20 protein-coding genes are annotated in these 24,418 nt (G+C 71.3%); 13 read left to right on the top strand and 7 right to left on the bottom strand.

The genetic code is table 11. The annotated features are described in order from the left end of the window. Nucleotides 1-18: 18 nt before the first annotated feature. The 3 genes from ACFYYB_RS13225 to ACFYYB_RS13215 are packed head-to-tail and all read right to left on the bottom strand — an operon-like array spanning nucleotide 19 to nucleotide 2,687. Nucleotides 19-192, bottom strand: a complete 174-nt coding sequence (locus tag ACFYYB_RS13225; RefSeq protein WP_389435251.1) for a DUF6191 domain-containing protein — start codon at nucleotides 190-192, stop codon at nucleotides 19-21. Between the two features lie 54 nt (nucleotides 193-246). Then, nucleotides 247-1,647, bottom strand: a complete 1,401-nt coding sequence (locus ACFYYB_RS13220) for a PQQ-dependent sugar dehydrogenase (protein WP_389435250.1) — start codon at nucleotides 1,645-1,647, stop codon at nucleotides 247-249. A 38-nt stretch (nucleotides 1,648-1,685) separates the two neighbouring features. After that, entirely contained in the window at nucleotides 1,686-2,687 is a 1,002-nt protein-coding gene (locus tag ACFYYB_RS13215) for an aldo/keto reductase (RefSeq protein WP_389435249.1), read from the bottom strand. A 101-nt stretch (nucleotides 2,688-2,788) separates the two neighbouring features. Here ACFYYB_RS13215 and ACFYYB_RS13210 point away from each other — a divergent pair, with 101 nt between their 5' ends. The 6 genes from ACFYYB_RS13210 to serA all read left to right on the top strand — a co-directional run bounded on the left by ACFYYB_RS13210 (nucleotide 2,789) and on the right by serA (nucleotide 12,634). Continuing rightward, a complete protein-coding gene (locus ACFYYB_RS13210) occupies nucleotides 2,789-3,745 on the top strand; it encodes a 2-hydroxyacid dehydrogenase (RefSeq protein ID WP_389435247.1) in 957 nt (318 codons plus the stop codon). Between the two features lie 361 nt (nucleotides 3,746-4,106). Then, nucleotides 4,107-6,962: a putative bifunctional diguanylate cyclase/phosphodiesterase gene (locus ACFYYB_RS13205; RefSeq protein WP_389436181.1), complete on the top strand. Its 2,856-nt coding sequence runs from the start codon at nucleotides 4,107-4,109 to the stop codon at nucleotides 6,960-6,962. A gap of 215 nt (nucleotides 6,963-7,177) precedes the next feature. Beyond that, complete coding sequence (locus ACFYYB_RS13200) at nucleotides 7,178-9,067, top strand: acetolactate synthase large subunit (RefSeq protein ID WP_389435246.1); 1,890 nt, start codon at nucleotides 7,178-7,180, stop codon at nucleotides 9,065-9,067. A gap of 32 nt (nucleotides 9,068-9,099) precedes the next feature. Then, nucleotides 9,100-9,624: an acetolactate synthase small subunit gene (gene ilvN / locus ACFYYB_RS13195; protein ID WP_243337813.1), complete on the top strand. Its 525-nt coding sequence runs from the start codon at nucleotides 9,100-9,102 to the stop codon at nucleotides 9,622-9,624. A gap of 141 nt (nucleotides 9,625-9,765) precedes the next feature. After that, nucleotides 9,766-10,767: a ketol-acid reductoisomerase gene (ilvC, locus tag ACFYYB_RS13190; RefSeq protein WP_389435244.1), complete on the top strand. Its 1,002-nt coding sequence runs from the start codon at nucleotides 9,766-9,768 to the stop codon at nucleotides 10,765-10,767. A gap of 277 nt (nucleotides 10,768-11,044) precedes the next feature. Continuing rightward, nucleotides 11,045-12,634, top strand: coding sequence for a phosphoglycerate dehydrogenase (serA, locus tag ACFYYB_RS13185; RefSeq protein WP_327304386.1), 1,590 nt, complete (start codon nucleotides 11,045-11,047; stop codon nucleotides 12,632-12,634). A gap of 67 nt (nucleotides 12,635-12,701) precedes the next feature. Here the strand turns inward: serA and ACFYYB_RS13180 are convergent, their stop codons facing one another. Then, complete coding sequence (locus ACFYYB_RS13180) at nucleotides 12,702-14,255, bottom strand: MFS transporter (RefSeq protein ID WP_389435243.1); 1,554 nt, start codon at nucleotides 14,253-14,255, stop codon at nucleotides 12,702-12,704. A gap of 90 nt (nucleotides 14,256-14,345) precedes the next feature. Between ACFYYB_RS13180 and ACFYYB_RS13175 the strand changes: the two genes are divergently transcribed. Further along, nucleotides 14,346-14,939 (top strand): TetR/AcrR family transcriptional regulator, encoded by a 594-nt coding sequence (locus ACFYYB_RS13175; RefSeq protein WP_389435241.1) that lies wholly within the window; start codon nucleotides 14,346-14,348, stop codon nucleotides 14,937-14,939. A gap of 10 nt (nucleotides 14,940-14,949) precedes the next feature. Here the strand turns inward: ACFYYB_RS13175 and ACFYYB_RS13170 are convergent, their stop codons facing one another. Continuing rightward, nucleotides 14,950-16,269 carry a PucR family transcriptional regulator gene (locus tag ACFYYB_RS13170; RefSeq protein WP_389435240.1) on the bottom strand — a complete coding sequence of 440 codons (1,320 nt, stop codon included), beginning with the start codon at nucleotides 16,267-16,269 and terminating at the stop codon, nucleotides 14,950-14,952. A gap of 201 nt (nucleotides 16,270-16,470) precedes the next feature. Here ACFYYB_RS13170 and ACFYYB_RS13165 point away from each other — a divergent pair, with 201 nt between their 5' ends. The 4 genes from ACFYYB_RS13165 to ACFYYB_RS13150 all read left to right on the top strand — a co-directional run bounded on the left by ACFYYB_RS13165 (nucleotide 16,471) and on the right by ACFYYB_RS13150 (nucleotide 20,399). Continuing rightward, complete coding sequence (locus ACFYYB_RS13165; RefSeq protein ID WP_389435239.1) at nucleotides 16,471-17,397, top strand: proline dehydrogenase family protein; 927 nt, start codon at nucleotides 16,471-16,473, stop codon at nucleotides 17,395-17,397. 33 nt (nucleotides 17,398-17,430) lie between these two features. After that, nucleotides 17,431-19,071, top strand: a complete 1,641-nt coding sequence (gene pruA / locus ACFYYB_RS13160) for an L-glutamate gamma-semialdehyde dehydrogenase (protein ID WP_389435237.1) — start codon at nucleotides 17,431-17,433, stop codon at nucleotides 19,069-19,071. Nucleotides 19,072-19,323: 252 nt separating this feature from the next. Next, entirely contained in the window at nucleotides 19,324-20,202 is an 879-nt protein-coding gene (locus ACFYYB_RS13155) for a hypothetical protein (protein WP_389435236.1), read from the top strand. Further along, nucleotides 20,202-20,399: a hypothetical protein gene (locus ACFYYB_RS13150; RefSeq protein WP_389435235.1), complete on the top strand. Its 198-nt coding sequence runs from the start codon at nucleotides 20,202-20,204 to the stop codon at nucleotides 20,397-20,399. The genes ACFYYB_RS13155 and ACFYYB_RS13150 overlap by 1 nt, the downstream gene beginning before the upstream one ends. Here the strand turns inward: ACFYYB_RS13150 and ACFYYB_RS13145 are convergent. Continuing rightward, nucleotides 20,396-21,097 carry a nitroreductase family protein gene (locus ACFYYB_RS13145; RefSeq protein WP_327304380.1) on the bottom strand — a complete coding sequence of 234 codons (702 nt, stop codon included), beginning with the start codon at nucleotides 21,095-21,097 and terminating at the stop codon, nucleotides 20,396-20,398. The two genes, ACFYYB_RS13150 and ACFYYB_RS13145, sit on opposite strands and share 4 nt — an antisense overlap. Before the next feature lie 130 nt (nucleotides 21,098-21,227). Here ACFYYB_RS13145 and ACFYYB_RS13140 point away from each other — a divergent pair, with 130 nt between their 5' ends. Further along, nucleotides 21,228-21,791 carry an SMI1/KNR4 family protein gene (locus ACFYYB_RS13140; protein ID WP_389435232.1) on the top strand — a complete coding sequence of 188 codons (564 nt, stop codon included), beginning with the start codon at nucleotides 21,228-21,230 and terminating at the stop codon, nucleotides 21,789-21,791. Further along, complete coding sequence (locus ACFYYB_RS13135) at nucleotides 21,770-22,333, top strand: GNAT family N-acetyltransferase (RefSeq protein ID WP_389435230.1); 564 nt, start codon at nucleotides 21,770-21,772, stop codon at nucleotides 22,331-22,333. Before ACFYYB_RS13140 ends, ACFYYB_RS13135 begins: the two co-directional genes overlap by 22 nt. On the opposite strand, the gene ACFYYB_RS13130 is transcribed toward ACFYYB_RS13135, so the two are convergent. After that, nucleotides 22,330-24,360 (bottom strand): phosphocholine-specific phospholipase C, encoded by a 2,031-nt coding sequence (locus ACFYYB_RS13130; protein ID WP_389435228.1) that lies wholly within the window; start codon nucleotides 24,358-24,360, stop codon nucleotides 22,330-22,332. The two genes, ACFYYB_RS13135 and ACFYYB_RS13130, sit on opposite strands and share 4 nt — an antisense overlap. Nucleotides 24,361-24,418 lie beyond the last annotated feature (58 nt).

The following is a 24,418-nucleotide window of genomic DNA, read 5'->3' as shown; positions in this document are numbered from 1 at the left end:
CTTCGCGGGGCAGGATGCCTAAGCCGCCGGGTCCTCCTTGGCCCGTATGAGCACCTTGCCGGAGTCCAGGTCTATCGGACCCTTTCCCGGATCGCCGTCATTCACGTCGATCCGGGAGAGCTCCAGCCGCTTCTTCTCCTCGTCCGTGTGCTTGCGGCCCGGACTGAACAGCTCCTCGATCATGTTGAACATCGCGTCCACCGTGCCTTTCGTTCCCCCGTCGGGGCCCGGCCCGTCGACCGCCGGTCATCCCACGGTCAGTGTCAGGATCCTGTCGTCACCGGTTTCCGGCGACCCGCGCCCGTCCGTCTCGCTCGTCACCAGCAGCAATGTGTCGCCCCCGAGGGCCACCACGGTGCGCAGCCGGCCGTACTCGCCCGTCAGGAAGGCCTCCGGCGCCGCCACCGGCTCCGTACCGGCCAGCGGAATCCGCCAGAGCCGCTGCCCCTTCAGCCCGGCCATCCAGACGGAGCCCTGCGCCCAGGCGATCCCGCTCGGCGAGGCCTCGTCGGTCTTCCACACCGCCACCGGATCGCGCATCCCCGGTCTGCCGGCCTTGCCCTCGGCCTCCGGCCAGCCGTAGTTCGCGCCGGGCTCGATCAGATTCAGCTCGTCCCAGGTGCTCTGGCCGAACTCGGCCGCCCACAGCCGCTTGTCCTTGTCCCAGGCGAGCCCCTGCACATTGCGGTGCCCGTAGGAGTAGACGACGGAGTCGGCCTCCGGATTGCCGTGCACCGGCTCCCCGTCCGGGGTCATCCGCAGGATCTTCCCGCCCAGCGACTTCTTGTCCTGGGCCAGCCCGGTGTCCCCGGTCTCGCCCGTCCCGGCGTAGAGCATCTTGTCCGGGCCGAAGGCGATCCGCCCGCCGTTGTGGATGAGCCCCTTGGGGATCCCCCGGAACACGGTGTCGGGCGCGCCCAGCTGGTCGCCCGCCGGTCTCCGCTCGTCATAGCGCAGCCGCGCGATGCGGTTGTCGGACTCGGTGGTGAAGTAGGCGTACACCATGAGGTCCGAGGCGAAGGAAGGGGACACGGCCAGGCCCAGCAGCCCGCCCTCACCGCCCGGAGCCACTCCGGGCACCTTCCCGACGGGGGTCACGGCCCCCGTGCCCACATCGACCCGGCTGATCGTGCCCTTGTCCCGCGAGGCGACCAGCAGGTTCCCGTCGGGCAGCGGAGCCACCCCCCAGGGGGCCTCCAGGCCCTGCGCGACCACGCCGGTCACCGTCACCCGGCCCTTCGCGGGCGGCGCCGGCGGCCCGGAGGCCGACGCGGACGGGGAGCTTGAGGCCCCCGGTGGCGCGGAACCCGCCGCCGAGCTCGCCGGCGCATCGCCCGGCCGGACTCCGGTGCCCGCCGGCGGCGAGCAACCCGCCGCGAGCAGCGCCCCGCACCCTGCCAGGGCGAATGCCGCCAGTACCCCACGGGGCCGCGGGTGTGGTCCGGCGTACGCCCGCACCGGCCCGCCCGCCCGGGCCCGCTCCCGGTCCTGCTCCCGGACCGGCCCCGGCGGCAGCCCCGGCCCCCCGCCCGGTCCCCGACCCGGCTCTCGTCCCTGCACTCGTCCCCGGCCCTGTCCGTTTCGCATGTCCTCGCTCCCCTCCGGTCCTCCGATCGTGCCCTCACACGACTCAACAGCGCCGACCATGCCCCAAGTTCCGTCACTCGTACACTCGATCGAGTGGTTCAGGCCCCGACCGGCACCGGCAGTTCCGAGAGCTCCACCAGGTCCTCGGCGGTCAGCCGCACCTCGGCCGCCCGCGCGTTCTCCTCCGCCCAGCGCGCCTGCCCGGCCCCGGGCACGGGAACCACCTGCGGCCCCTGGGCCAGCACCCACGCCAGCGCCACCTGCGCCGCCGTGACCCGCTCCCCGTGCCGCCGGGCGACCCGCCGCAGCCCCGCCACGAGCACCTGGTTCGCCGCCATCGCGTACGCCGTGAACCGCGGATGCCGGGCCCGTACGTCCCCGGACTCGAACCCCTCGCCCGGAACCAGCGTCCCGGTCAGGAACCCGCTCCCCAGCGGCATCGCCGCCAGGAACCCCACCCCCCGCGCCGCGCACCACGGCAGCAGCAGCCACGCCGCCTGCGGGGACCAGACCGACAGCTCCGCCTGCACCGCGCTCACCGGGAACACCTGCTGGGCCCGCTCCAGGTGCCGGACCGTCGCCTCGTACGCCCGGTCCCCGCCCGTTCCCGCACCCGGCCCGGTGCCCGCCCCCAGCGCGCAGAACCCCAGCGCCCGCACCTTCCCCGCGCCCACCAGCTCCGCCAGCGCGCCCCAGGACTCCTCGACCGGCACGTCCGGATCCACCCGGTGCAGCTGGTACAGGTCTATGACGTCGGTGCGCAGCCGCCGCAGCGAGGCGTCGCAGGCCCGCCGCAGGTATCCCGGGCGCCCGTCGGCCACCACGTGCACCCCGTCGGCCCGCAGCCCCGCCTTCGCGGACACGAAGGCGTCCGGCCGGCGCTCGCGCAGCACCCGGCCGAGGAGCAGCTCATTGGTGTAGGGGCCGTAGAGATCGGCGGTGTCGAGCAGGTTCGCCCCCAGGTCGAGGGCCGTGTGCACGGTGTGCAGCGAGTCCTCGCGCCGTCTGCGCGAAGGCGCGTACGCCCCGCTCATCGGCATGCAGCCGAGGCCTATGGCACCCACCGTCAGCGCCCCCGCCCCGATCGACCTGCGCTCCACCGCGTGTTCCCCCCTGGTCCTGCCCGGGCCTCGGTGGGCCTCCCGTTCCCGGCACACAAACTAACGGCTCGATCCGGATCCCCTGGCATAGCCTCCTGATCATGACCGCAGAGACTCCCGAGACCCCCGACGTATGGCTCCCCTTCCCCGCCGGGGAGATCGAGGGCCTGCCCGATTCCTTCCGCTACCGCCACTGGGACGGCGAGGACGCCTTCCCGGCCGATCCGGCCGCCTGCGTCTTCTACGTCACCCCGTACATGAAGTCCCCGGCCGTCACCCTGCGCCCGCTGCCCGCGATGCCCCGCCTGCGGGTCGTCCAGACCCTGACCGCCGGGGTCGATCACGTCCTGGGCGGCCTCGGCGACCTGGCCCCCGGCGTACGGCTGTGCAACGCCAAGGGCGTCCACGACGCGAGCACCGCCGAGCTCGCGCTCACCCTGGTCCTGGCCTCCCTGCGCGGGATCCCCGGCATGGTGCGCGGCCAGGACCGCGAGGAATGGCGCTTCGGGTTCTACGAGGCGCTCGCGGACAAGTCCGTACTGATCATCGGCTACGGAGCGGTCGGCGCGGCCATCGAGGACCGGCTGGCGCCCTTCGAGTGCGAGCGGATCGTCCGGGTGGCGCGGACGGCGCGCACCACGGCGCGCGGGCCGGTGCACGCCCTCGCCGAGCTGCCCCAACTCCTGCCCGCGGCCGACGTGGTGATCCTTTCCACACCGCTCACCGAGGAGACGAGGGGGCTCGCGGGGGCCGCGTTCCTCGGCCGCATGAAGGATGGCGCGCTGCTCGTGAACGTGGCCCGCGGACCCGTCGTCGACACCAAGTCCCTTCTGGCCGAAGTGGAGTCGGGCCGGCTGCGCGCCGCGCTGGACGTGACGGATCCGGAACCGCTGCCTGCAGGTCACCCGCTCTGGCATGCTCCGGGTGTCCTGATCACGCCCCATGTGGGCGGCAGCAGCTCCGCGTTCGAGCCGCGGGCCAAGCGTCTGGTGGCCCGTCAGCTCCGCGCCTTCGCCGCCGGAGAGCCCGTGGAGAACACGGTGTTGATCACGAATTGACGAGCGGCGCGCACGCTCCGCGTTCGTCCGGATGCGCTCGGTGGGCACAACTCCCTTGTTGGTGACGGAGCGTAGAGAAACTATGTCCCTGAGTGACGAAAGTGGTGTATCGTCCGGAACAAGGGGCTGCGCCACGAACGTCTGGCGCTGGGGAGTGATTCGGACACTTTGGGGGGCGACGGGCGATGCACTGCCAATGGACGAAGGATCCGATGCGGCGAAGCCGCCGGAGGCGACGGTGCCGGGACTGGACCGCGCCGGAACCAGCCGGCGAGGGGGACCGGTGAGCACGCCGGGGGCGGCGCTGCTGACCCGCCGGCCCCTCGCCGGAGACGGTGGCGGCGGCTCGAAGGCCTTGGCGATGCAGATCCTCCTCGCGGTGGTCAGCAGCGGATACGGCGTGGGCGCCGCCCTCGGCTGGGGCTCCGAGGAACTCGCCGAGATCATGGGCGACTTCGGACTCAGCGCCGCCGGCCTGCTCGCCGCCGTCTCCTGTTTCACCTACGCCCGGGCCATCGACAGCCGGGAGCGCCCGGCCTGGCTGCTGTTCGCGTTCTCCTCGCTCATGGGCTGCTGCGGCAACGCCGTCTGGGGCTGGTACGAGGTGATCCTCGGTGAGGCCGTGCCGAAGCCCTCGCTCGCCGACTTCGCCTTCCTCTGCTTCGCGCCCCCCGCCATCGTGGGCCTGCTCGTCCTCGCGAAGCGCCCGGTCACCCGGGCCGGCTGGGTCTGCCTGGGCCTCGACTCCTGGCTCATCGGCGGATCGCTGCTCACCCTCTCCTGGAGCCTGGCCCTCGCGCACGCCGCGCGCACCGCCCAGTCCGGCGCCCCCGGCAGCGTCCCGCGCGCGGCCCTCTCGCTGGCCTACCCGCTCCTGGACATCGCGCTCGTCTCGATGGTGCTGGTGCTGCACTTCCGCCGCTCCGAGACCAACCGCTCCGCCGTGAACACCGCCATCGCGGCCCTCGCCCTGACCGTGCTGAGCGACGCGCTGTTCACCTCGCCGCTGCTCAGCGCCGAATACCAGTCCGGCCAGCTCCTGGACGCCGGCTGGTTCGCCGGCTCGCTCCTCCTCGCGTACGCCCCCTGGGGCGCCCGCCGCCTGCACCCCGGCCCCGATCCCGCCGCCCACGGGCACGCGCGCGCCGAGCGGCCGCACAGCCGCCCCATCACCGGCTCCCTGCCCGCCCTCACCCCGTACCTCGCGGCGGCCGTCTGCACCCTCGGGATCCTCTACAACGTGGTGGACGGCCGGAAGGTCGACCGGGTCGTCGTCTTCACGGGCTGCACGGTCGTGCTCGCCCTGGTCATCCGCCAGGGCATCATGCTGCTCGACAACATCGCCCTGACCCAGGAACTGGCCCAGAAGGAGAACCACTTCCGCTCCCTGGTCCAGGGCTCCAGCGACGTCATCATGATCGCCGCGCCCACCGGCACCCTGCGCTACGTCAGCCCCGCCGCCGCCGGGGTCTACGGCCGCGAGGCGGAGGAGCTGGTCGGCACCGAGCTGGCCACCCTGATCCACCCGGAGGACCTGGGCCGCGTCGTCCACGAGGTGCGACGCTTCCTGGCCGCGCCGCCCGCCGAGGAGCCGACCACCCGCATCGAGTGCCGGTTCAGATCGGGTGACGGCGAGTGGCTCAATGTGGAGTCCACCGTCAACCGCCACCAGGGCGGTCTCATCCTCAACAGCCGCGACGTCACCGAGCGGGTGCGGCTCCAGGCGCAGCTCCAGCACAGTGCCGAGCACGACCCGCTCACCGACCTCCCCAACCGGGCCCTGTTCACCCGCCGGGTCCGCCAGGCCCTCACCGGACGCCGGGCCGGGGACCACAGCACCGCCGTGCTCTTCATCGACCTCGACGGGTTCAAGGCGGTCAACGACACCATCGGCCACCAGGCGGGCGACGAACTGCTCATCGAGGCCGCCCGCCGGCTCCAGGACTCGGTCCGGGCCGGGGACACCGCGGCCCGCCTCGGCGGCGACGAGTTCGCCGCGCTGATCCTGGGCGACGGCAGCCGCGACCGCACCGCCCGCGAGTACCAGGTCCACGAGATCGCCGACCGGCTGCGCACCACCCTCGCCCAGCCCTACCGGATCGCCGGGAGCGAGGTCCGGGTCGCCGCCAGCATCGGCGTGGCCTTCGCGGATCCCGGCATCACCCCTTCGGACCTGATGCGCAACGCGGATCTCGCGATGTACCGGGCGAAGGCGGGCGGCAAGGACCGGGTCGAGATGTACGCGCCCCAGATGCAGGCCGAGGTCGTGCGCAAGGCGGAGCTGGCGGGCCGGCTGCGCACCGCGCTGCACGACGGAGAGTTCGCCCTGCTGCACCAGCCCGTGGTCTCCCTGGCCACGGGGGAGATCTCGGCGGTGGTGGCGCAGGCCCGGTGGCGTTCCGCCCAGGGGATCCTGTTCACCCCCGCCGAGTTCCTGCGGGTCGCCGAGCACAGCGGGGGAGGGGCCGGCGGGACCGGCGCAGGAGGGGCCGGCGAGAGCGGGCACTCCACCGTCCCGGACGCCTCGCGCACCGCCGAGCTGGGGCGCTGGCTGCTGGAGGAGGCCGTCGGGCAGGCCGCCGAGCGGCACCGGGCCGGGCACGACGTCCCCGTGGCCGTACGGATGACCGCGCAGCGGCTGCTGGACCGGTCGATGCCGCTGGGCTCCGTGGAGTCCCTGCTGACCCGCAACGGGCTGCCGTCGGGCGGGCTCGTCCTGGAGCTCGCCGTGTCCGACCCCAGGGTGCCCTTCGACGACCTGGAGCGCCGCCTGGCGGCCCTGCACCGGCTCGGGGTCCTGATCGCCCTCGACGGCTTCGGCAGCGGCTACGCGGCCATCAGCGCCCTGCGCAGGCTCCCCGTGGACATGCTCAAGCTCGACCGGGGCCTGGTCGAGGGGGTCGTGGAGTCCCCCCGGCTGCACAAGATCACCGCAGGTCTGTTGCGGATCGCAAACGACCTCGGCATGCAGTCGGTGGCGGAAGGAGTGGACCTGCCCGAGCAGGTCATGGCGCTGCGCGCGATGGGCTGTACCCACGGGCAGGGAATGGCCTTCTCCGGCCCTCTGGACGAGTACAGGCTGCGCCGAGCGCTCGTGCGCGGTACGTTCCCAGTACCGGGCGGCGCGGCCCAACCCGCGTTGGCCGGTGGTTCACAAGGGGGCTCGATGGCCATCCGTAGAGGCTCACATAATGAGACGCCCGTCCCACCCGCTTGACATCACCCTCCCGCCGGAGGGAGGGTCAATGCCATGCGCACCCGAATTCTCGTACTTGGAAAGCGCGTCGGCTGAAGCTGGGACCAGCATGTCCCCGCTCAACGCACCCGACGCGCTCCCCTCGCTTGCCTCCCGGCACGAGGGGTTTTTTGTTGCACTGGCAACGTCGAATCTCGTAAAACCCTCCTCGTAAAACCCTCAGCTTCGAGAAGAGAATGCCGATGACCGAGCAGGCCACCGGGGCCCACCATCCGCAGCCGCGGGCCCGTTCCGGCGGACACCAGTCCGCCGCAGTTGAGCACGTCACGGGTGCGCAGTCCCTCATCCGCTCTCTCGAAGAGGTGGGGTGCGACACCGTCTTCGGCATTCCGGGCGGCTGCATCCTCCCCGCGTACGACCCGCTGATGGACTCCAAGAAGGTCCGTCACATCCTGGTCCGCCACGAGCAGGGGGCCGGCCACGCCGCCACCGGCTACGCGCAGGCCACGGGCAAGGTCGGCGTCTGCATGGCCACCTCCGGCCCGGGCGCCACCAACCTGGTGACCCCGATCGCCGACGCGCACATGGACTCCGTGCCGCTCGTCGCGATCACCGGCCAGGTCTCCTCCAAGGCGATCGGCACCGACGCCTTCCAGGAAGCGGACATCGTCGGCATCACCATGCCGATCACCAAGCACAACTTCCTGGTGACCAAGGCCGAGGACATCGCCCGGACCATCGCCGAGGCCTTCCACATCGCCTCCACCGGCCGCCCCGGCCCGGTCCTGGTCGACATCGCCAAGGACGCCCTGCAGGCGAAGACCACCTTCTCGTGGCCGCCCAGCCAGGACCTCCCCGGCTACCGGCCGGTCACCAAGCCGCACGCCAAGCAGATCCGCGAGGCGGCCAAGATGATCGCCGCCGCCAAGCGGCCGGTCCTCTACGTCGGCGGCGGCGTCATGAAGGCCGGCGCGACCGCCGAGCTGAAGGTCCTCGCCGAACTCACCGGCGTCCCGGTCGTCACCACGCTGATGGCCCTGGGCTCGATCCCGGACAGCCACCCGCAGAACGTCGGCATGCCGGGCATGCACGGGGCCGTCACCGCCGTGACCGCGCTCCAGAAGTCGGACCTGCTGATCGCGCTCGGCACCCGCTTCGACGACCGCGTCACCGGCAAGCTGGACAGCTTCGCCCCCTTCGCCAAGGTCATCCACGCGGACATCGACCCGGCCGAGATCGGCAAGAACCGCGCCGTGGACGTCCCGATCGTCGGTGACGCCCGCGAGGTCATCGCCGACCTGATCCAGGCCGTCCAGGCCGAGGTCACCGACGGCAACGCCGGCGACTACACCGCCTGGTGGAAGGACCTCAACCGCTGGCGCGACACCTACCCGCTGGGCTACGACCTGCCCGAGGACGGCACGCTCTCCCCCCAGCAGGTCATCGAGCGGATCGGCCAGCTGGCGCCGAAGGGCACCATCTACGCGGCCGGCGTCGGCCAGCACCAGATGTGGGCCTCGCACTTCGTCAACTACGAGGAGCCCCGCACCTGGCTGAACTCCGGCGGCGCCGGAACCATGGGCTACGCGGTCCCCGCCGCGATGGGCGCCAAGGTCGGCATGCCGCAGCGCACGGTCTGGGCGATCGACGGCGACGGCTGTTTCCAGATGACCAATCAGGAACTGGCCACCTGCGCGCTGAACAACATCCCGATCAAGGTCGCGATCATCAACAACGGTGCGCTGGGCATGGTCCGCCAGTGGCAGACCCTGTTCTACAACCAGCGGTACTCGAACACCGTGCTGCACGGCGACGAGACGGGCACCGACACGGCCGTCGGCTCCCAGCTCGGCGAGTCCGCCGCCCCCCGCATGGGCACCCGCGTTCCGGACTTCGTCAAGCTGTCCGAGGCCATGGGCTGCGTGGCGCTGCGCTGCGAGGACCCGGCCGACCTGGACAAGGTCATCGCCGAGGCCAACGCGATCAACGACCGCCCGGTCGTCGTCGACTTCATCGTCCACGAGGACGCCATGGTGTGGCCGATGGTCGCCGCCGGCACCTCGAACGACGAGGTCATGGCCGCCCGGGGCGTCCGCCCCGACTTCGGCGACAACGAAGACGACTGAGCCGAGAGAGCCTGAGAGAGAGAACGACTCACATGTCCAAGCACACGCTCTCCGTCCTGGTCGAGAACACGCCCGGCATCCTCGCCCGGATCGCCGCGCTGTTCTCCCGCCGCGGGTTCAACATCGACTCCCTCGCGGTCGGTGTCACCGAGCACCCCGACATCTCGCGGATCACCATCGTCGTGAACGTCGAGGACCTCCCGCTGGAGCAGGTGACCAAGCAGCTCAACAAGCTGGTCAACGTGCTCAAGATCGTCGAGCTGGAGCACACCAACGCCATCGAGCGCGAACTCGTTCTGGTGAAGGTCCGCGCCGACAACGAGACGCGCTCGCAGATCGTCGAGATCGTCCAGCTGTTCCGCGCCAAGACCGTCGACGTCTCCCCGGAGGCCGTCACCATCGAGGCCACCGGCGGCACCGACAAGCTCGGCGCGATGCTCAAGATGCTGGAGCCCTTCGGCATCAAGGAGCTCGTCCAGTCCGGCACGATCGCCATAGGGCGCGGCGGCCGGTCCATCACGGACCGCAGCCTGCGCGCGCTCGACCGCAGCGCCTGAGCCCGGCCGGGCCGGTGACACCGGCCCGGTCGTGCCCCGCTCGTCCGTTTCTCCCTCGCTCGTATGGCGAGACCGAGAACCACGTATTCCGTTCCCCGCCGTACGGTGGGAGCAACACCAGCGCACCAAGGAGATATCCCAGTGGCCGAGCTGTTCTACGAGAACGACGCCGACCTGTCCATCATCCAGGGCCGCAAGGTCGCGGTCATCGGTTACGGCAGCCAGGGCCACGCCCACGCGCTGTCGCTCCGTGACTCCGGCGTCGACGTCGTCGTCGGCCTGCACGAGGGCTCGAAGTCCAAGGCCAAGGCCGAGGAGCAGGGCCTGAAGGTCCTCCCCGTCGCCGAGGCCGCGACCTGGGCGAACGTCATCATGATCCTGACCCCGGACCCGCTCCAGGCCGAGATCTACGCCGCCTCGATCGAGTCGCACCTGGAAGAGGGCGACGCGCTCTTCTTCGGCCACGGCTTCAACGTCCGCTACGGCTTCATCAAGCCCCCGGCCAACGTGGACGTGGCCCTGGTCGCGCCCAAGGGTCCGGGTCACCTGGTCCGCCGTCAGTACGAGGAAGGCCGCGGCGTGCCCTGCATCGCCGCCGTCGAGCAGGACTTCACCGGTTCCGCCTTCCAGCTCGCGCTGTCGTACGCGGCCGGCATCGGCGGCACGCGCGCCGGCGTCATCAAGACCACCTTCACCGAAGAGACCGAGACCGACCTGTTCGGTGAGCAGGCCGTCCTCTGCGGTGGCGCCTCCGCGCTGGTGAAGGCCGGTTTCGAGACGCTGACCGAGGCCGGTTACCAGCCCGAGATCGCGTACTTCGAGTGCCTGCACGAGCTGAAGCTCATCGTCGACCTCATGTACGAGGGCGGCCTGGAGAAGATGCGCTGGTCGGTCTCCGAGACCGCCGAGTGGGGCGACTACATCACCGGTCCCCGCATCATCACGGACGCCACCAAGGCCGAGATGAAGAAGGTCCTCGCGGAGATCCAGAGCGGCGAGTTCGCCAACACCTGGATGGCCGAGTACAAGGCCGGTCTGCCGAAGTACAACGCGTACAAGAGCGCCGACGAGGCGCACCTGCTGGAGACCACCGGCAAGAAGCTGCGCAAGCTGATGAGCTGGGTCGACAACGACGAGAGCTGATCCGCTTCGCCACGGGGCCGGGACGGTGCGTCCCGGCCCCGCGGCACATCGGCTCGGGCACCCGCACGAGAGGCCTCGCGGAGGACCGCTTGTCCACCCTGGCCAATCTCGTGCGGGTGATCCTTCCTTACAGGCGGAATTCCCTCCCGGATCCGCCACTACACTGCTCAACACAACGCGTCAGGCCCACAGTGTCGTGCGTCTTCCACGCGGCTACCCCCCTCCACCGCCTGCGGCCGTCGGGACGGCCGTCCGCACTGGACTTGTGAGGACCCACGTGAGCTCGAAACCTGTCGTACTCATTGCCGAAGAGCTGTCGCCCGCCACTGTCGAGGCGCTCGGCCCGGACTTCGAGATCCGCCACTGCAACGGCGCCGACCGCGCGGAGCTGCTCCCCGCGATCGTGGACGTCGACGCGATCCTGGTCCGTTCCGCGACCAAGGTCGACGCGGAGGCCATCGCCGCGGCCAAGAAGCTGAAGGTCGTCGCCCGGGCCGGTGTCGGTCTGGACAACGTCGACGTCTCGTCCGCCACCAAGGCCGGCGTGATGGTCGTGAACGCCCCGACCTCCAACATCGTCACCGCCGCCGAGCTGGCCTGTGGCCTGCTCGTCGCGACGGCCCGCAACATTCCGCAGGCCAACACCGCCCTGAAGAACGGCGAGTGGAAGCGGAACAAGTACACGGGTGTCGAGCTCAGCGAGAAGACCCTCGGCGTCGTCGGCCTCGGCCGCATCGGCGTCCTGGTCGCCCAGCGCATGTCGGCCTTCGGCATGAAGATCGTCGCGTACGACCCCTACGTGCAGCCCGCGCGCGCCGCCCAGATGGGCGTCAAGATGCTGACGCTCGACGAGCTGCTCGAAGTCGCCGACTTCATCACCGTGCACCTGCCCAAGACCCCCGAGACCCTCGGTCTCATCGGGGACGAGGCCCTGCACAAGGTCAAGCCGTCCGTCCGCATCGTCAACGCCGCCCGCGGCGGGATCGTGGACGAGGCCGCGCTGTACTCGGCCATCAAGGAAGGCCGCGTCGCCGGCGCCGGCCTCGACGTGTACGCGAAGGAGCCCTGCACGGACTCCCCGCTGTTCGAGCTCGACCAGGTCGTCTGCACCCCGCACCTCGGCGCGTCCACGGACGAGGCCCAGGAGAAGGCCGGTGTCTCGGTCGCCAAGTCGGTGCGCCTCGCGCTCGCTGGCGAGCTCGTCCCCGACGCGGTCAACGTCCAGGGCGGCGTCATCGCCGAGGACGTCCGTCCCGGCCTGCCGCTCGCCGAGAAGCTCGGCCGCATCTTCACCGCGCTGGCGGGCGAGGTCGCGGTCCGCCTCGACGTCGAGGTCTGCGGCGAGATCACCCAGCACGACGTCAAGGTGCTCGAACTCTCCGCGCTCAAGGGCGTCTTCGAGGACGTCGTCGACGAGACGGTCTCCTACGTCAACGCCCCGCTCTTCGCGCAGGAGCGCGGGGTCGAGGTCCGCCTGACCACGTCCTCGGAGTCCCCGGACCACCGCAACGTGGTGACCGTCCGCGGCACCCTGTCGGACGGCCAGGAAGTCTCGGTCTCCGGCACGCTGGTGGGCCCGAAGCACCTCCAGAAGCTCGTCGGCATCGGCGAGTACGACGTGGACCTGGCGCTCGCCGACCACATGGTCGTCCTGCGCTACGCCGACCGCCCGGGCGTGGTCGGCGCCGTCGGCCGCATCCTCGGCGAGGCCGGCCTGAACATCGCGGGCATGCAGGTCGCCCGCGCCGAAGAGGGCGGCGAGGCCCTCGCGGTCCTCACCGTCGACGCCGAGGCCCCGGTGAACGTCCTCGCGGACATCGCCACCGAGATCGGCGCCGTCTCGGCCCGTACGGTCAGCCTCGGCTGACGCTGCGGCACCCGACAGAGCGAAGGGCCCGGGGGAGACCCCGGGCCCTTTCGCGCGTCCCGCCCCGTTACGCCGCCGAGTGCGCGAGTGCCGCGCCGGCCGGGGCCGGCTCCGCCGGAGCCGTGGCGGGGGCTCCGCGCCCCCGGAGCAGGGCCGCGGCGAGCACCGCCGCCGCGAGGAGCAGGACCGTACCGCCCCAGGCGGCGTACTGCATTCCGTGCACGAAGGCCTCCCGGGCCGCGGCCAGGACCTGCCCGCCGGCCGCGCCGCCGAGCCCCTGGGCGGTGGCCACGGCCCCGCCGAGGGTCTCCCGTACGGCGGGCTCGGAGCCGGCCAGGTCGGAGCGGTAGACGGCGGTGCCCAGGCTGCCCAGGACGGCCATCCCGAGGGCGCCGCCGAACTCCTGGCCGGTCTCCAGCAGGGAGGCGGCGGAGCCGGCCTTCTCGGCGGGGGCGGAGCCGAGCGCCATGTCGGAGACCAGGGACATCACCGTGACGATGCCTGAGGCGAGGACCCCGGCTCCGGTCAGCAGCAGCCACAGCGAGTCGGTGTCCACCAGGCTGATCAGGGTGAACCCGGCGGCGGCGAGGACGAAACCGCCGGAGACGACGTAGGCCCGGTCGGTCTTCTGGGCGAGGGCCGCGCCGACGGGGGCGGCGGCGCCGATGAGGACCGAGGGGGCGAGGCTCCAGAGGGCGGCTTCCAGAGTGCCCATGCCGAGCACCGACTGCAGGTACTGGGTGGTGAAGTAGGCCGATCCCATCATGGCGAAGGCGGCGACGGTGTTCAGTCCGATGCCGGCGCCGAGGCCGCGCCCCCGGAAGAGGGTCCGGGAGATCATGGCGTCGCCGCGAGAGCGCTGGCGGCGGACGAAGAGGTACCCGAAGGCCAGACCGGCGGCGAGGCAGCCGGCGCGGAGCGGGGTGAGGCCCTCGGCGGCGATCTCCTTGAGGCCGTAGACCACCGGCAGCACGGCGGCCATCGACAGCGGCACGCTCAGCAGGTCGAAGCGGCCGGGCGCGGGGTCCTTGAACTCGGGTACCAGCACGGGGACCAGGATCAGCAGGAGCAGCATCGCGGGCACGTTGATCAGGAAGACGGAGCCCCACCAGAAGTGGTTCAGCATCACGCCGCTCATGACCGAGCCGAGGGCGACGCCGCCGGTCATGGCGCCGGACCAGATCGCGATGGCCTTGCCGCGCTGCCGCTCGTCCTGGAAGAGGTTGCGCACGAGGGCGAGCGTGGACGGCATCAGGGTCGCGCCGCCGATTCCGAGCAGGACCCGGGCCGCGATGAGCATCTCGGTGCTGGAGGCGTAGGCGGCGGCGACGGAGGCGAGCCCGAAGGCGGCCGCACCGGCCAGGAGCAGCTTGCGGCGGCCGATCCGGTCGCCGAGCGAGCCCATCGTGATGAGCAGGCCCGAGAGGGCGAAGGCGTAGCTGTCGAAGATCCAGAGCTGCTGCGTGGCGCTGGGGTCCAGCTCCCGGGTGATGGCCGGGATGGCGAAGTAGAGGACGGAGACGTCCATCGAGACCAGGAGCAGGGGGAGGACGAGAACGGTGAACGCGATCCATTCCCGGCGACCGGCGAGACCGGCGGGGCGTGCTGCGGGGTTCGTCATGAGCAGAAATGTACAAGCGTCATAAACGCTTGTCTAGTACGGCTGTATGGAACGGTTGTCTTGGACGGGTGTCTTGGCTACCGTGAAGCCATGGGACATCGCGAAGATTTGCTGGAAGGCGCCAAGAAGTGCCTGGTCGAGAAGGGTTTCGTGGGGACGACCGCCCGCGACATCGTCAAGGCCTCGGGTGCGAACCTGGCCTCGATCGGTTACCACTACGGCTCCAAGGACGCCCTCATGACGGAGGCTTACGTCGCCGTCGTCCAGGAGTGGGGCGACCGGTTCACGGCCGGGATGGAGGGCGAGGGCGGCTCGCTGGAACGCTTCCGCTCGGTATGGGACGGAGTGCACGCCGGTCACGAGGCGTCCGGCCCGGTCTGGGCGGCCAGCATGGAGATCGCCCTCGCCGGGGACCGGATGCCGCAGCTGCGGTCGATGCTCGCCGCCTCACAGGAGGAGGGGCGCCGCGGGCTGGTCTCGATGTTCACGGGCACGCCCGAGGAGGACCTGACGGAGGAGGACCTGCGGACCGCGGGCGCCTTCTACCAGGCCCTGCTGAACGGGCTCATGCTCCAGTGGCTCTTTGACCCCGCGTCGGCCGCGACCCCGGCGGAACTGACGGAGGGAATGCGGCGGGCGGTGGCGGGGATGACGGCGGCGAAGACCGTTCGGGACGCGCCCTAGCGGGTCACCGTCAGCCGTGCAGGCGGGCGGCCTTGAGGGCCATGTGCAGGAGCAGCCGGTCCTCGCCCTCGTCCAGGTCGAGGCCGGTCAGCTGCTCCACCCGGGACAGCCGGTAGTACAGGGTCTGGCGGTGGATCCCCAGGGCCGCCGCCGCGCGGCCCGCCTGGCCCGCGCAGTCCAGGAACACCTCGGCGGTCCGGGCCAGTTCGGGATTGGCCGGGCCGCGCAGGGCGCGGGCCACCGGGTCGTCCAGGGCCTCCTCGGCGACGGAGGCCAGCATGCGGTAGGGCCCGATCGCGGACCACTGCGCGACCGGCCCGAGCCGCGGCCCCGCGGCGGCGGCCCGGGCGGCGGCGGTGGCCTGCTGCCAGGCGGCGGGCAGTGCGGTGAGTGCCCGCACGGGGTCGGAGACACCGGCGGTCGCCCCGGCACTCGCCCCGGCGCTCACTCCGGTGGCGGCTCCGGTGGCGGCTGCTTTGCCGCCGGCCGGCGATCGCGGCCCGGCGGCCCGGTCGGCCTTGGCGGCTCCGCCCGCCCCGCCCGCCCCGCCCGTCCCGCTCCCCCCGCCGGCCGCGCCGGCCGTGCGGGGCATCAGGCGGGAGATCGCCGTGAGGGCCGGAGCCAGCGGGTCCGTGCCGCGCAGGCGGATCAGGACCGCGAGGCACTGCCCCGCCGGGCCGTCGCCGGGGCCCCGCTCCCGCTCGCCGGCCCTCCGCCAGGGCACCACGCACACGGCCGCCGCCCCCGGGACCGAAGCCGGGGCCTCGCCGGACCACGGGCTCACGCAGACCGCGGCGTGCGGTCCCTCGCCGCCCGGGCCGAGTGCCACCCGTAGCGCGCCCACGGCCATGTCCTGCTGCCAGCCGCGCCCGGCGGTGAGCACCGCGAGGAACTCCCTGGACAGGTCGGCCCCCGCCCGGGCCTCCTCCGCGAGCAGCAGCCCGATCCGCTGGGCCACCTCCATGGCGGCGGCCAGCGCCTGGGCGTCGGGGCCGGGCTCTTGGTCGAGGAGCCATACGTAGCCCTGGACGATCCCGCGGTAGCGCACCGGCAGGCAGATCCGCCCCCGGAAGACGCCGGCGTCGGGGGCGGCCGGGATCCTGACCGGTCCGGTGGCGCGGGCGATGCCGAAGCCCTCGAACCAGGAGCGGACGGCCGCCGTCGACTGGCGGGTCAGGATCGAGCGGGTCCGTACCGGGTCCATGGCCAGATCGTCATCGCTGTCGTGCGCGCCGAAGGCGATGAGGCGGAAGTCCCGGTTCTCCAGCGTCGCGGGAGCGCCGAGCAGCGCCGAAATCTCGTCCACCAGGTCCTGGTAATCGCCTTTCACCCGCACATTCTCCCACCCCCGCACGCCCTCTTCAGACAGATGTATGAGATCCGGGCCACGGATGCGTGACAGCTGTCGATGGCAGAGGATCGGGGAGATCCCTAGGTTTCACGGTGGTTTTACTTGCGTTTTCCTTATGGCCTCCGTCGTCCCGGCGCGGGCTGAATGTCTCCTTCTGTCCGCCCCCGTTGGAGGTACCCCGTGCTGGGTCCCGCGATCCTCGCCGCCTCGCGCAGCGACAAGATGCGCCGAATCGTCTCTGCCGCCCCGGTGACCAAGCCCGTGGTGAACCGGTTCATCCCCGGTGAGACGGTCGACCAGGTCATCCCGATCGTCGAGGACCTGACGGCCAAGGGCCTGGAGGTGACCCTCGACGTCGTCGGCGAGGACATCACCACCGTGGAGCAGTCGCACGCCGCGCGCGACGCGTACCTCGAGCTCATCGAGCAGCTCGCCCACCTCGGCCTCGGCGAGACCGTCGAGATGTCGGTGAAGCTGTCCATGTTCGGCCAGGCCCTGGAAGGCGGCCACGAGCTGGCCCTCGCCAACGTCCGCCCGGTCGTCGAGGCCGCCGCCGCCATCGGCACCACCGTGACCCTGGACGCCGAGGACCACACCACCCTCGACTCGATGTTCGCCATCCACGAGGAGCTGCGCCGCGACTTCCCGCAGACCGGCTGCGTGATCCAGGCGTACCTGTTCCGCACCGAGGCCGACGCCCGCCGCCTGGCCGCGGCCGGCAGCCGCGTACGCATCGTGAAGGGCGCCTACAAGGAGCCCGCCGAGGTCGCGTACCAGGACAAGGCCGAGATCGACAAGGCGTACGTCCGCATCCTGAAGATCCTCATGGACGGCGAGGGCTACCCGATGATCGGGTCGCACGACCCGCGCCTGATCGCCATCGGCCAGGAGCTCGCCCGCAAGGCGGGCCGCAAGCTGGACGAGTACGAGTTCCAGATGCTGTACGGCATCCGCGGCGAGGAGCACTTGCGGCTGGCCGCCGAGGGCCACCGCATGCGCGTCTACACGGCGTACGGGACCGACTGGTACGGCTACTTCATGCGGCGCCTCGCGGAGAAGCCGGCCAACCTGCTCTTCTTCCTCCGCTCGATGATCACCAAGAACTAGGCCCTCCCACTAGCTCAAGGAGCACCCCGCATCATGGACGCTGTAACCCAGGTCCCCGTGCCGGTCAACGAGCCGGTCCACTCGTACGCCCCCGGCACCCCGGAGCGCGCGCGCCTCGAGATCCAGCTGAAGCAGCTGTCCGAGAACCCGATCGACCTCCCGATGACGATCAACGGCGTCAAGCGGATGGGCGGCGGCGAGCGCTTCGACGTCGTGCAGCCGCACGACCACAAGGCGGTCATCGGCACCTACGCGAACGCCACGAAGGCCGACGCCCAGGAGGCCGTCGACGCCGCCCTGGCCGCCGCCCCGGCCTGGCGCGCGATGTCCTTCGACGACCGCGCCGCGATCATCCTGCGCGCCGCCGAGCTGCTGTCCGGCCCGTGGCGCGAGAAGCTGGCCGCGTCCACGATGCTGGGCCAGTCCAAGACCGCGCAGCAGGCCGAGATCGACACGCCCTGCGAGCTCGTCGACTTCTGGCGCTTCAACGTCCACTTCGCCCGCCAGATCCTGGCCGAGCAGCCGGTCGCGAACTCCGCCGGCGTGTGGAACCGCAGCGACCACCGCCCGCTCGAAGGCTTCGTCTACGCGATCACCCCCTTCAACTTCACGGCCATCGCGGGCAACCTGCCGACCGCCCCGGCCCTGATGGGCAACGTGGTCGTGTGGAAGCCGTCCCCGACGCAGACCCACTCCGCGGTCCTCCTCATGGAGCTGCTGGAGGCGGCGGGCCTGCCGAAGGGCGTCATCAACCTGGTGACGGGCGACGGCATCGCCGTCTCCGACGTGGCGCTGACCCACCCGGAGCTCGCGGGCATCCACTTCACCGGTTCGACCAAGACCTTCCAGTACCTGTGGAAGACGGTCGGCAACAACATCGAGAACTACAAGTCCTACCCGCGCCTGGTCGGCGAGACCGGCGGCAAGGACTTCGTCGTCGCGCACCCGTCCGCGGACCGCGCGATCCTGAAGACCGCCCTCACCCGCGGCTCCTTCGAGTACCAGGGCCAGAAGTGCTCGGCGTCCTCGCGCGCCTACGTCCCGGCCTCGATCTGGAACGACGGCTTCAAGGAGGCCTTCGCGGCCGAGGTCGACGGCATCACCATGGGCGACGTCCGCGACCTGACGAACTTCATCGGCGCCGTCATCGACGAGCGTTCCTTCGCGAAGAACAAGGCCGCGATCGACCGCGCGAAGGCCGACCCGACCTGCGAGATCGTCGCCGGCGGCACCTACGACGACTCGGAGGGCTACTTCGTCCGCCCGACCGTCATCGCGTGCACCGATCCGGAGAACGAGGTCTTCACGACCGAGTACTTCGGCCCGATCCTGGCGATCCACGTCTACGACGACGCCGCCGCCGACGGGTTCGACGCGATGCTGGCCCAGATGGAGTCCGTCTCGGCGTACGCCCTGACCGGCGCCGTCATCGCGCAGGACCGCTACGCGGCGGCCGACGCGATGGAGAAGCTCCGCTTCGCCGCGGGCAACTTCTACATCAACGACAAGTCGACCGGCGCCGTCGTCGGCCAGCAGCCCTTCGGCGGCGGCCGCGCCTCGGGCACCAACGACAAGGCCGGCGCGGCGTCGAACCTGATGCGCTGGACGTCGACCCGCTCCATCAAGGAGACCCTGGTGGCCCCGACCGACTACGGCTACCCCCACATGGGCTGACCCCCGGCCCCACAGAACCCCGCCCTCGTTCCGGTACCCCCAAGTCCGGAGCGGGGGCGGTTTCCATGTCCCGGCGCAGCAACTGGTGCTAACCTTGCTGGAGTTGTCGTGTACGGCGTCACGCTCCTATACCCGGGCCCGGCTTCCCGGGGGAGCGCAGGGCTCTGACGAGCTCCCGTGCGGGGTGGGTTCCACGACTGGAGATACGCAGACCTCTACGCTGCAGTGCCGGGGCGCAGGCCGGGGAGACGTATGTCCAAGCGCACCGACAACCGCCACCGCATCGCCACGATCTGCAGCCGAGCCACCGGCTTACCTCTGAACGTGTGTCACCAGTGGGCCGCGTCAGGCCTCATTACGCGAGCACAACCGGTGCCGGACGCCGTGGATGTCGAGCAGCGCGCCTTCGAGGCCCAGCTCGTTCTTGTTCTCGCCGATCGGTTGCGCCATGAGCAGGTGGACGGAGCCCTGCTCGGGTTCACGCGGGTCGACCCCGCTCCCGGGCGGCTCTCCCTGAAGCTGCACCCGGCCATGGCGGACCGCGTCGTCGCGGAGCTGCTGCCGCGCATCGATGCGCGGTACGGCGGCATGCGGGGCGTCGCCGGACTCCGGCTGATGGGCAGCCCGGGCCTGTGGCGCCTGTCCCGACTTGCCAGTGACGTGCATATCCGGCTCCTGCACCCTCATCCGGCCTGGACGCCGATCCTGCCCGAGGACGACAAAGAGGTGACGTACCTGTGGCGCCGCAACCCGAGGCGTCTGCACGGCATTGAGGCGAGACTCCCCGAACGCGGCTGGGGTGAGGAGCGGGACTGGCTGCTCAGTCGCTTGCTTCGCAGGAACATGCTGGTCAACCAAGCCGGCGCCGCGCATGGCTGGGCGAACACGTACACCACGGGCAGCCGGGGCGTGGTCATCGAATGGTGCTGTGCGATCAGCAGGGATCACATGGCGCGCCGCTTGGTGCGGAGCGGTCTGACCGCGGTTCCACCGGGGATGCCGGGCGGGCAGCCACCAGATCACGAGCACCTCGCACGGTACGGCCAGCTTCACCTCGGAGAGGCGCTCGTCACGGTCCGCCAAGGGAGCTGTCCCGAGCAGCGGCCGGTCTCCCCGGGACGGTACCGCTGATGCTGACTGCCGCATGTATCACCGCCGCCGTCCTCGGGGTTGCCAAAGTGCTGCGGGACTGGCTCATCCTGCGCCAGGTCCGGGCCGCGATGGACGGCTGCTCCGCCGAGGACCGGGTGCGGATCGGGATGCGGCTGGCCGGGGCGCTCGGCGGGCGGGCCGCCGAGGAGGGGCCGCCCGCCGAACCGGGGTCCTAGACCTCCACGATGACCTGGTCCAGGGACTTGCGGATCAGGTCAGGGACCTCGCAGTCGTCCGACGGGTAGCCGACCGGGATGACAGCGAAGGCCTTCTCGTTCTCCGGGCGGTTCAGGACGTGGGAGAGGAAGCGCATCGGGCTCGGAGTGTGGATCAGGGCGGCCAGGCCGGAGAGGTGGAGGGCCGACAGGAGCATGCCGACCGCGATGCCGACCGACTCGTCGACGTAGTAGTGCTTGTGCTTCGTGCCGTCCTCGCCGAGCCAGTAGCGCTGCTGGAAGACCACGATCAGGGCCGGGGCGTCGGTGAGGTGGGTCTTCACGGCGTCCGTGCCGATGGGGCGCAGGGCGGCGAGCCACTCGTCGCCGAGCCGGCCGTCGTAGGAGAGCTGCTCCTCCTGCTCGGCGGCCGCGCGGATCTGCTCCCGTACGGCCGGGTCCTTGACGAGGACGAAGGTCCACGGCTGCTGGTGCGCCCCGGAGGGCGCCGTCGCGGCGCACGCGATGGCGTCCCGGACCACCTGCTCGGGCACCGGATCGGCGGAGAAGTGGCGTACGGTCCTGCGCTCGTCCATCCGCGTCCGCAACTCGGCGGCGCGCGCGAGGGATTCCGGCGCCGGCATCCGCTCGGGGCGGTAGGGAGCGGAACGGTACGGCTGGCCGTGGATCGGGGTCCACTGCTGGGTATCGGGAGACATGGGGCGAGTCTGCCGAGCCAATGGTCCAGACCGCCAGAGCCGCGTCGGCCCAATTCGGCCGGTGGGCGATATTTCATGTCCGCATAGCGGATACGAGCGGTGGGGGGACGGCGCTTGCTACGGTCGCGCCATGGGTGAATGGGACGCGCGAGCCGTACGGACGAGGCTGCGGCAGATGGCGGCGCAGGACCCGGGGGGCCTGCGCCACGGGGCCCGCAATCACCGGTACGAGCTGGCTCCGCCGCTTCCCGAGGCCGAGATCCGTTCCTTCGAGGAGGAGCACGGATGCCGGCTGCCCCCGGAGTACCGCTCGTTCGTCGCGCGCGTGGGGGACGGTCCCGCCGGTCCCGCGTACGGACTGATGCCGCTCGTGACCCCGCACCCGTCCGCCGACGCGGACGGGGCCGCCGAGGGGGAGTGGGCGGACGACCGGAGGCCGGGCCGGCTGGCCGCTCCCTGTCCCTTGAGGGAGCCCCGGCCGTTCGACGAGGGACTGAGGTACGACCCGGACGAAGGCCTGACGCTGGGCACCCTGGTGCTCGCCGACCACGGCTGCGGCATGTACTCCCGGCTCGTCGTCAACGGACCGCTGACCGGCGAGGTCTGGTTCCTGGACCAGGACTTCGGCAGCCGTACGCCGGAGAGCCCCGACTTCCGCACCTGGTACACCGGATGGCTGGAGGGGCAGGCGTGAACGAGGTGTCGCTGCGGCACACCGCGCAGCTTTCCCAGGGGGAGCTGCGGCGGGTGCGGGAGCTGCTCGACGGGGCCTTCGAGGGGGACTTCGGGGACGAGGACTTCGAGCACGCGCTGGGCGGGATGCACGTCCTGGTGCACCAGGGCGGGGAACTCGTCGCGCACGCGAGCGTCGTGCAGCGTCGGGTGCTGCACCGGGGGCGGGCGCTGCGCACCGGCTACGTCGAGGCCGTGGCCGTGCGGGCCGACCGGCGGCGGCGCGGGCTCGGCGCTCTGGTGATGGAGGCGGTCGAGGGGGTCCTCGAGCGGGCTTACGTGCTCGGGGCGCTCAGCGCCTCCGACGACGGGGCCCGGCTGTACGCGGGCCGCGGCTGGCGGGTGTGGGGCGGGCAGATCGGCGTGCTCGGGCCCGGCGGGCCCGAGCGGCTGCCCGAGGAGGAGGGGTCGACGTACGTGTGGACGCCGCCCGGCGGTGGGGTGCTGCTCGACCCCACCGCCGGGCCGCTGTCGTTCGACTGGCGCGACGGCGATGTGCTTTAGCTGCCGCTGATGCTCGGTGCGCCCGTCTCGATGTGGCCCGTGTAGCGGCGCGACCAAGTGCCGTCGGAGTCGGCGAGGACCGTGAAGTCGTACCAGCCGTTGTGGTAGGCGACGGCGTTGAAGTAGTCCTCGCGCGAGGAGTTCGCCGGCACGGTGTACGTCCACGGGCCGTCCGTGCGGTAGGCGTTCGCGCGGATCGTGAAGGTGACGGGGGAGGCGGAGGAGTTGGTCAGCTTGAGGTACAGCGCCGTCTTGCCGGTGCCCGGCTCCACCGCGAAGCGGGACGCGACCTCGATGGACTTCCCCGCCTTGGACGCGTCGCCGATGAAGCGCCGCAGGAAGCGGTTCGGCCCGTACATCGAGATGTCGTACTTTCCGGAGCCGCTGCCCGTGCCGATGTTGAAGTAGTCCGAGGACGTGGCGCCGGCGTCCACCGTGTACTGCCAGGCGGCCGTGTCCCGGTACTGGTGCGGGTGGATCGAGAAGTGCGCCGCCCGCTTCGCCTCGGCGCCCGCGTTCGTCATCGAGAACCAGGCCAGGATCTTGCCGCCCGAGCCGAATTCGAAGCGGTCCAGGTTCCCGTTGACCTGGTACGGAACGGCGCGCGCGGGCCGGGTCCCGGCCTCCTGCACCGGCTGCGCGTTGTCCTGCGGCACCGGGTTGGAGAGCGGGCCGCAGGTCGCCTGGCCGATGACCTTGGCCGTGGACGGCAGGCCCGCGGGGACCCCGTAGACCGGGTGCGCGAAGTCGAAGACGCCCGTCAGGTCGCCGGTGACCTTGCGGCGCCACGCGCTGATGTTCGGACAGTTCGCGGGGGTGCCGAGCGCGGCCGTCCACTTCTCCATGAACCGCAGCACGGACGTGTGGTCGAAGACCTCGGAGCTCACCCAGCCGCCGCGGGTCCACGGGGACATCACGATCATCGGGACGCGGAAGCCGAGCCCGATCGGGACGCCGTCGAGGTACTCGCCCGCGGTGCCGGGCGGGGCGATCGGCGGCGGGACGTGGTCGAAGAAGCCGTCGTTCTCGTCGTAGTTGAGGAAGAGGACGGTGGAGTCGAAGACCTCGGAGTCGGCCGCGAGCGCGCGGTAGACCAGGTCCACGAAGTGCGCGCCGTCGCCGGGCGGGGCGTACGGGTGCTCGGAGAAGGCCTCGTTCGCCACGACCCAGGACACCTGGGGGAGGGTGCCGGCGACCACGTCCGCGCGGATGGCGGCGGCGATGTCGTCGGGGGTGGAGCCGGTGACCCTGGGGACGGAGCCCATGCCGCGGTCCCACAGGGGGTTGCCGGGCTTGGCGTCCGTGAACTTCTTGAAGTAGGCCAGCCCGTTGTCCCCGTAGTTGTCCTGGGCGTTCTGGTAGACCTTCCAGCTCATCCCGGCGCGCTGGAGGGCCTCCGCGTACGTCTCCCAGGTCAGCCCGGACTCGTCGCCGCCGTCCTTGCTGCCCGCGTCGATCTTGCCGCTCCACAGGAAGGTGCGGTTGGGGCCGGTCGCGCTCAGGGTGGAGCAGAAGTAGGCGTCGCAGATCGTGTAGGCGTCGGCGATGCCGTAGTGGAACGGTATGTCGCCGCGGTCGAGGTACCCGAGGGTGCGGGTGTTGCCGACGCCGGTGACGAAGTTGTCCATGCGGCCCTTGTTCCAGGCCGCGTGCTGCGAGGTCCAGCTGTGCGGGAGGTCGCCGTTGCACTGGGCGAGGGTCTCTCCGTCGACGCCGCCCACCGGCGGGGTGGAGCTGAGCTTCCACGGGTACTGGCGGCCGCCCCAGTTGGGCTGGTTGAACATGCCCCAGCCGCCCGGGATGTTGCCGGCCGCGCGGTCACCGAAACCGCGGACACCCTTCAGCTTGCCGAAGTAGTGGTCGAAGCTGCGGTTCTCCTGCATCAGGATCACCACGTGCTTCACGTCGGTGATCGTGCCCGACGCGGTGGCCGCGGCCGCCGAGGTCGGCGCGATCGCGGGCAGGGTCGCCCCTGCCATCAGCCCGGCGCCGATTCCCACGAATCCTCTGCGGCTGATAGGTGTCACTGGCTGCTCGCCTCCAACTCAAGTGCCCCGCTGGCACATTGACGGCAAGCGTGACGGC

The organism is Streptomyces sp. NPDC002886, assembly GCF_042888445.1.
Lineage (GTDB): Bacteria > Actinomycetota > Actinomycetes > Streptomycetales > Streptomycetaceae > Streptomyces.
This window is presented reverse-complemented; position numbering and strand designations above follow the sequence as displayed.

Excerpts from the sequence above, each read along its gene's own strand:
- ACFYYB_RS13175 (WP_389435241.1), top strand. The coding sequence starts at position 14,346 with ATGGGACATCGCGAAGATTTGCTGGAAGGCGCCAAGAAGTGCCTGGTC.
- ACFYYB_RS13220 (WP_389435250.1), bottom strand. The coding sequence starts at position 1,647 with ATGGTCGGCGCTGTTGAGTCGTGTGAGGGCACGATCGGAGGACCGGAG.
- ilvN (WP_243337813.1), top strand. The coding sequence starts at position 9,100 with ATGTCCAAGCACACGCTCTCCGTCCTGGTCGAGAACACGCCCGGCATC.
- ACFYYB_RS13155 (WP_389435236.1), top strand. The coding sequence starts at position 19,324 with ATGTCCAAGCGCACCGACAACCGCCACCGCATCGCCACGATCTGCAGC.
- ACFYYB_RS13150 (WP_389435235.1), top strand. The coding sequence starts at position 20,202 with ATGCTGACTGCCGCATGTATCACCGCCGCCGTCCTCGGGGTTGCCAAA.
- pruA (WP_389435237.1), top strand. The coding sequence starts at position 17,431 with ATGGACGCTGTAACCCAGGTCCCCGTGCCGGTCAACGAGCCGGTCCAC.
- ACFYYB_RS13200 (WP_389435246.1), top strand. The coding sequence starts at position 7,178 with ATGCCGATGACCGAGCAGGCCACCGGGGCCCACCATCCGCAGCCGCGG.
- ACFYYB_RS13225 (WP_389435251.1), bottom strand. The coding sequence starts at position 192 with ATGTTCAACATGATCGAGGAGCTGTTCAGTCCGGGCCGCAAGCACACG.
- ACFYYB_RS13135 (WP_389435230.1), top strand. The coding sequence starts at position 21,770 with ATGGCTGGAGGGGCAGGCGTGAACGAGGTGTCGCTGCGGCACACCGCG.
- ACFYYB_RS13205 (WP_389436181.1), top strand. The coding sequence starts at position 4,107 with ATGCAGATCCTCCTCGCGGTGGTCAGCAGCGGATACGGCGTGGGCGCC.
- ACFYYB_RS13140 (WP_389435232.1), top strand. The coding sequence starts at position 21,228 with ATGGGTGAATGGGACGCGCGAGCCGTACGGACGAGGCTGCGGCAGATG.
- ACFYYB_RS13180 (WP_389435243.1), bottom strand. The coding sequence starts at position 14,255 with ATGACGAACCCCGCAGCACGCCCCGCCGGTCTCGCCGGTCGCCGGGAA.
- ACFYYB_RS13210 (WP_389435247.1), top strand. The coding sequence starts at position 2,789 with ATGACCGCAGAGACTCCCGAGACCCCCGACGTATGGCTCCCCTTCCCC.
- ACFYYB_RS13145 (WP_327304380.1), bottom strand. The coding sequence starts at position 21,097 with ATGTCTCCCGATACCCAGCAGTGGACCCCGATCCACGGCCAGCCGTAC.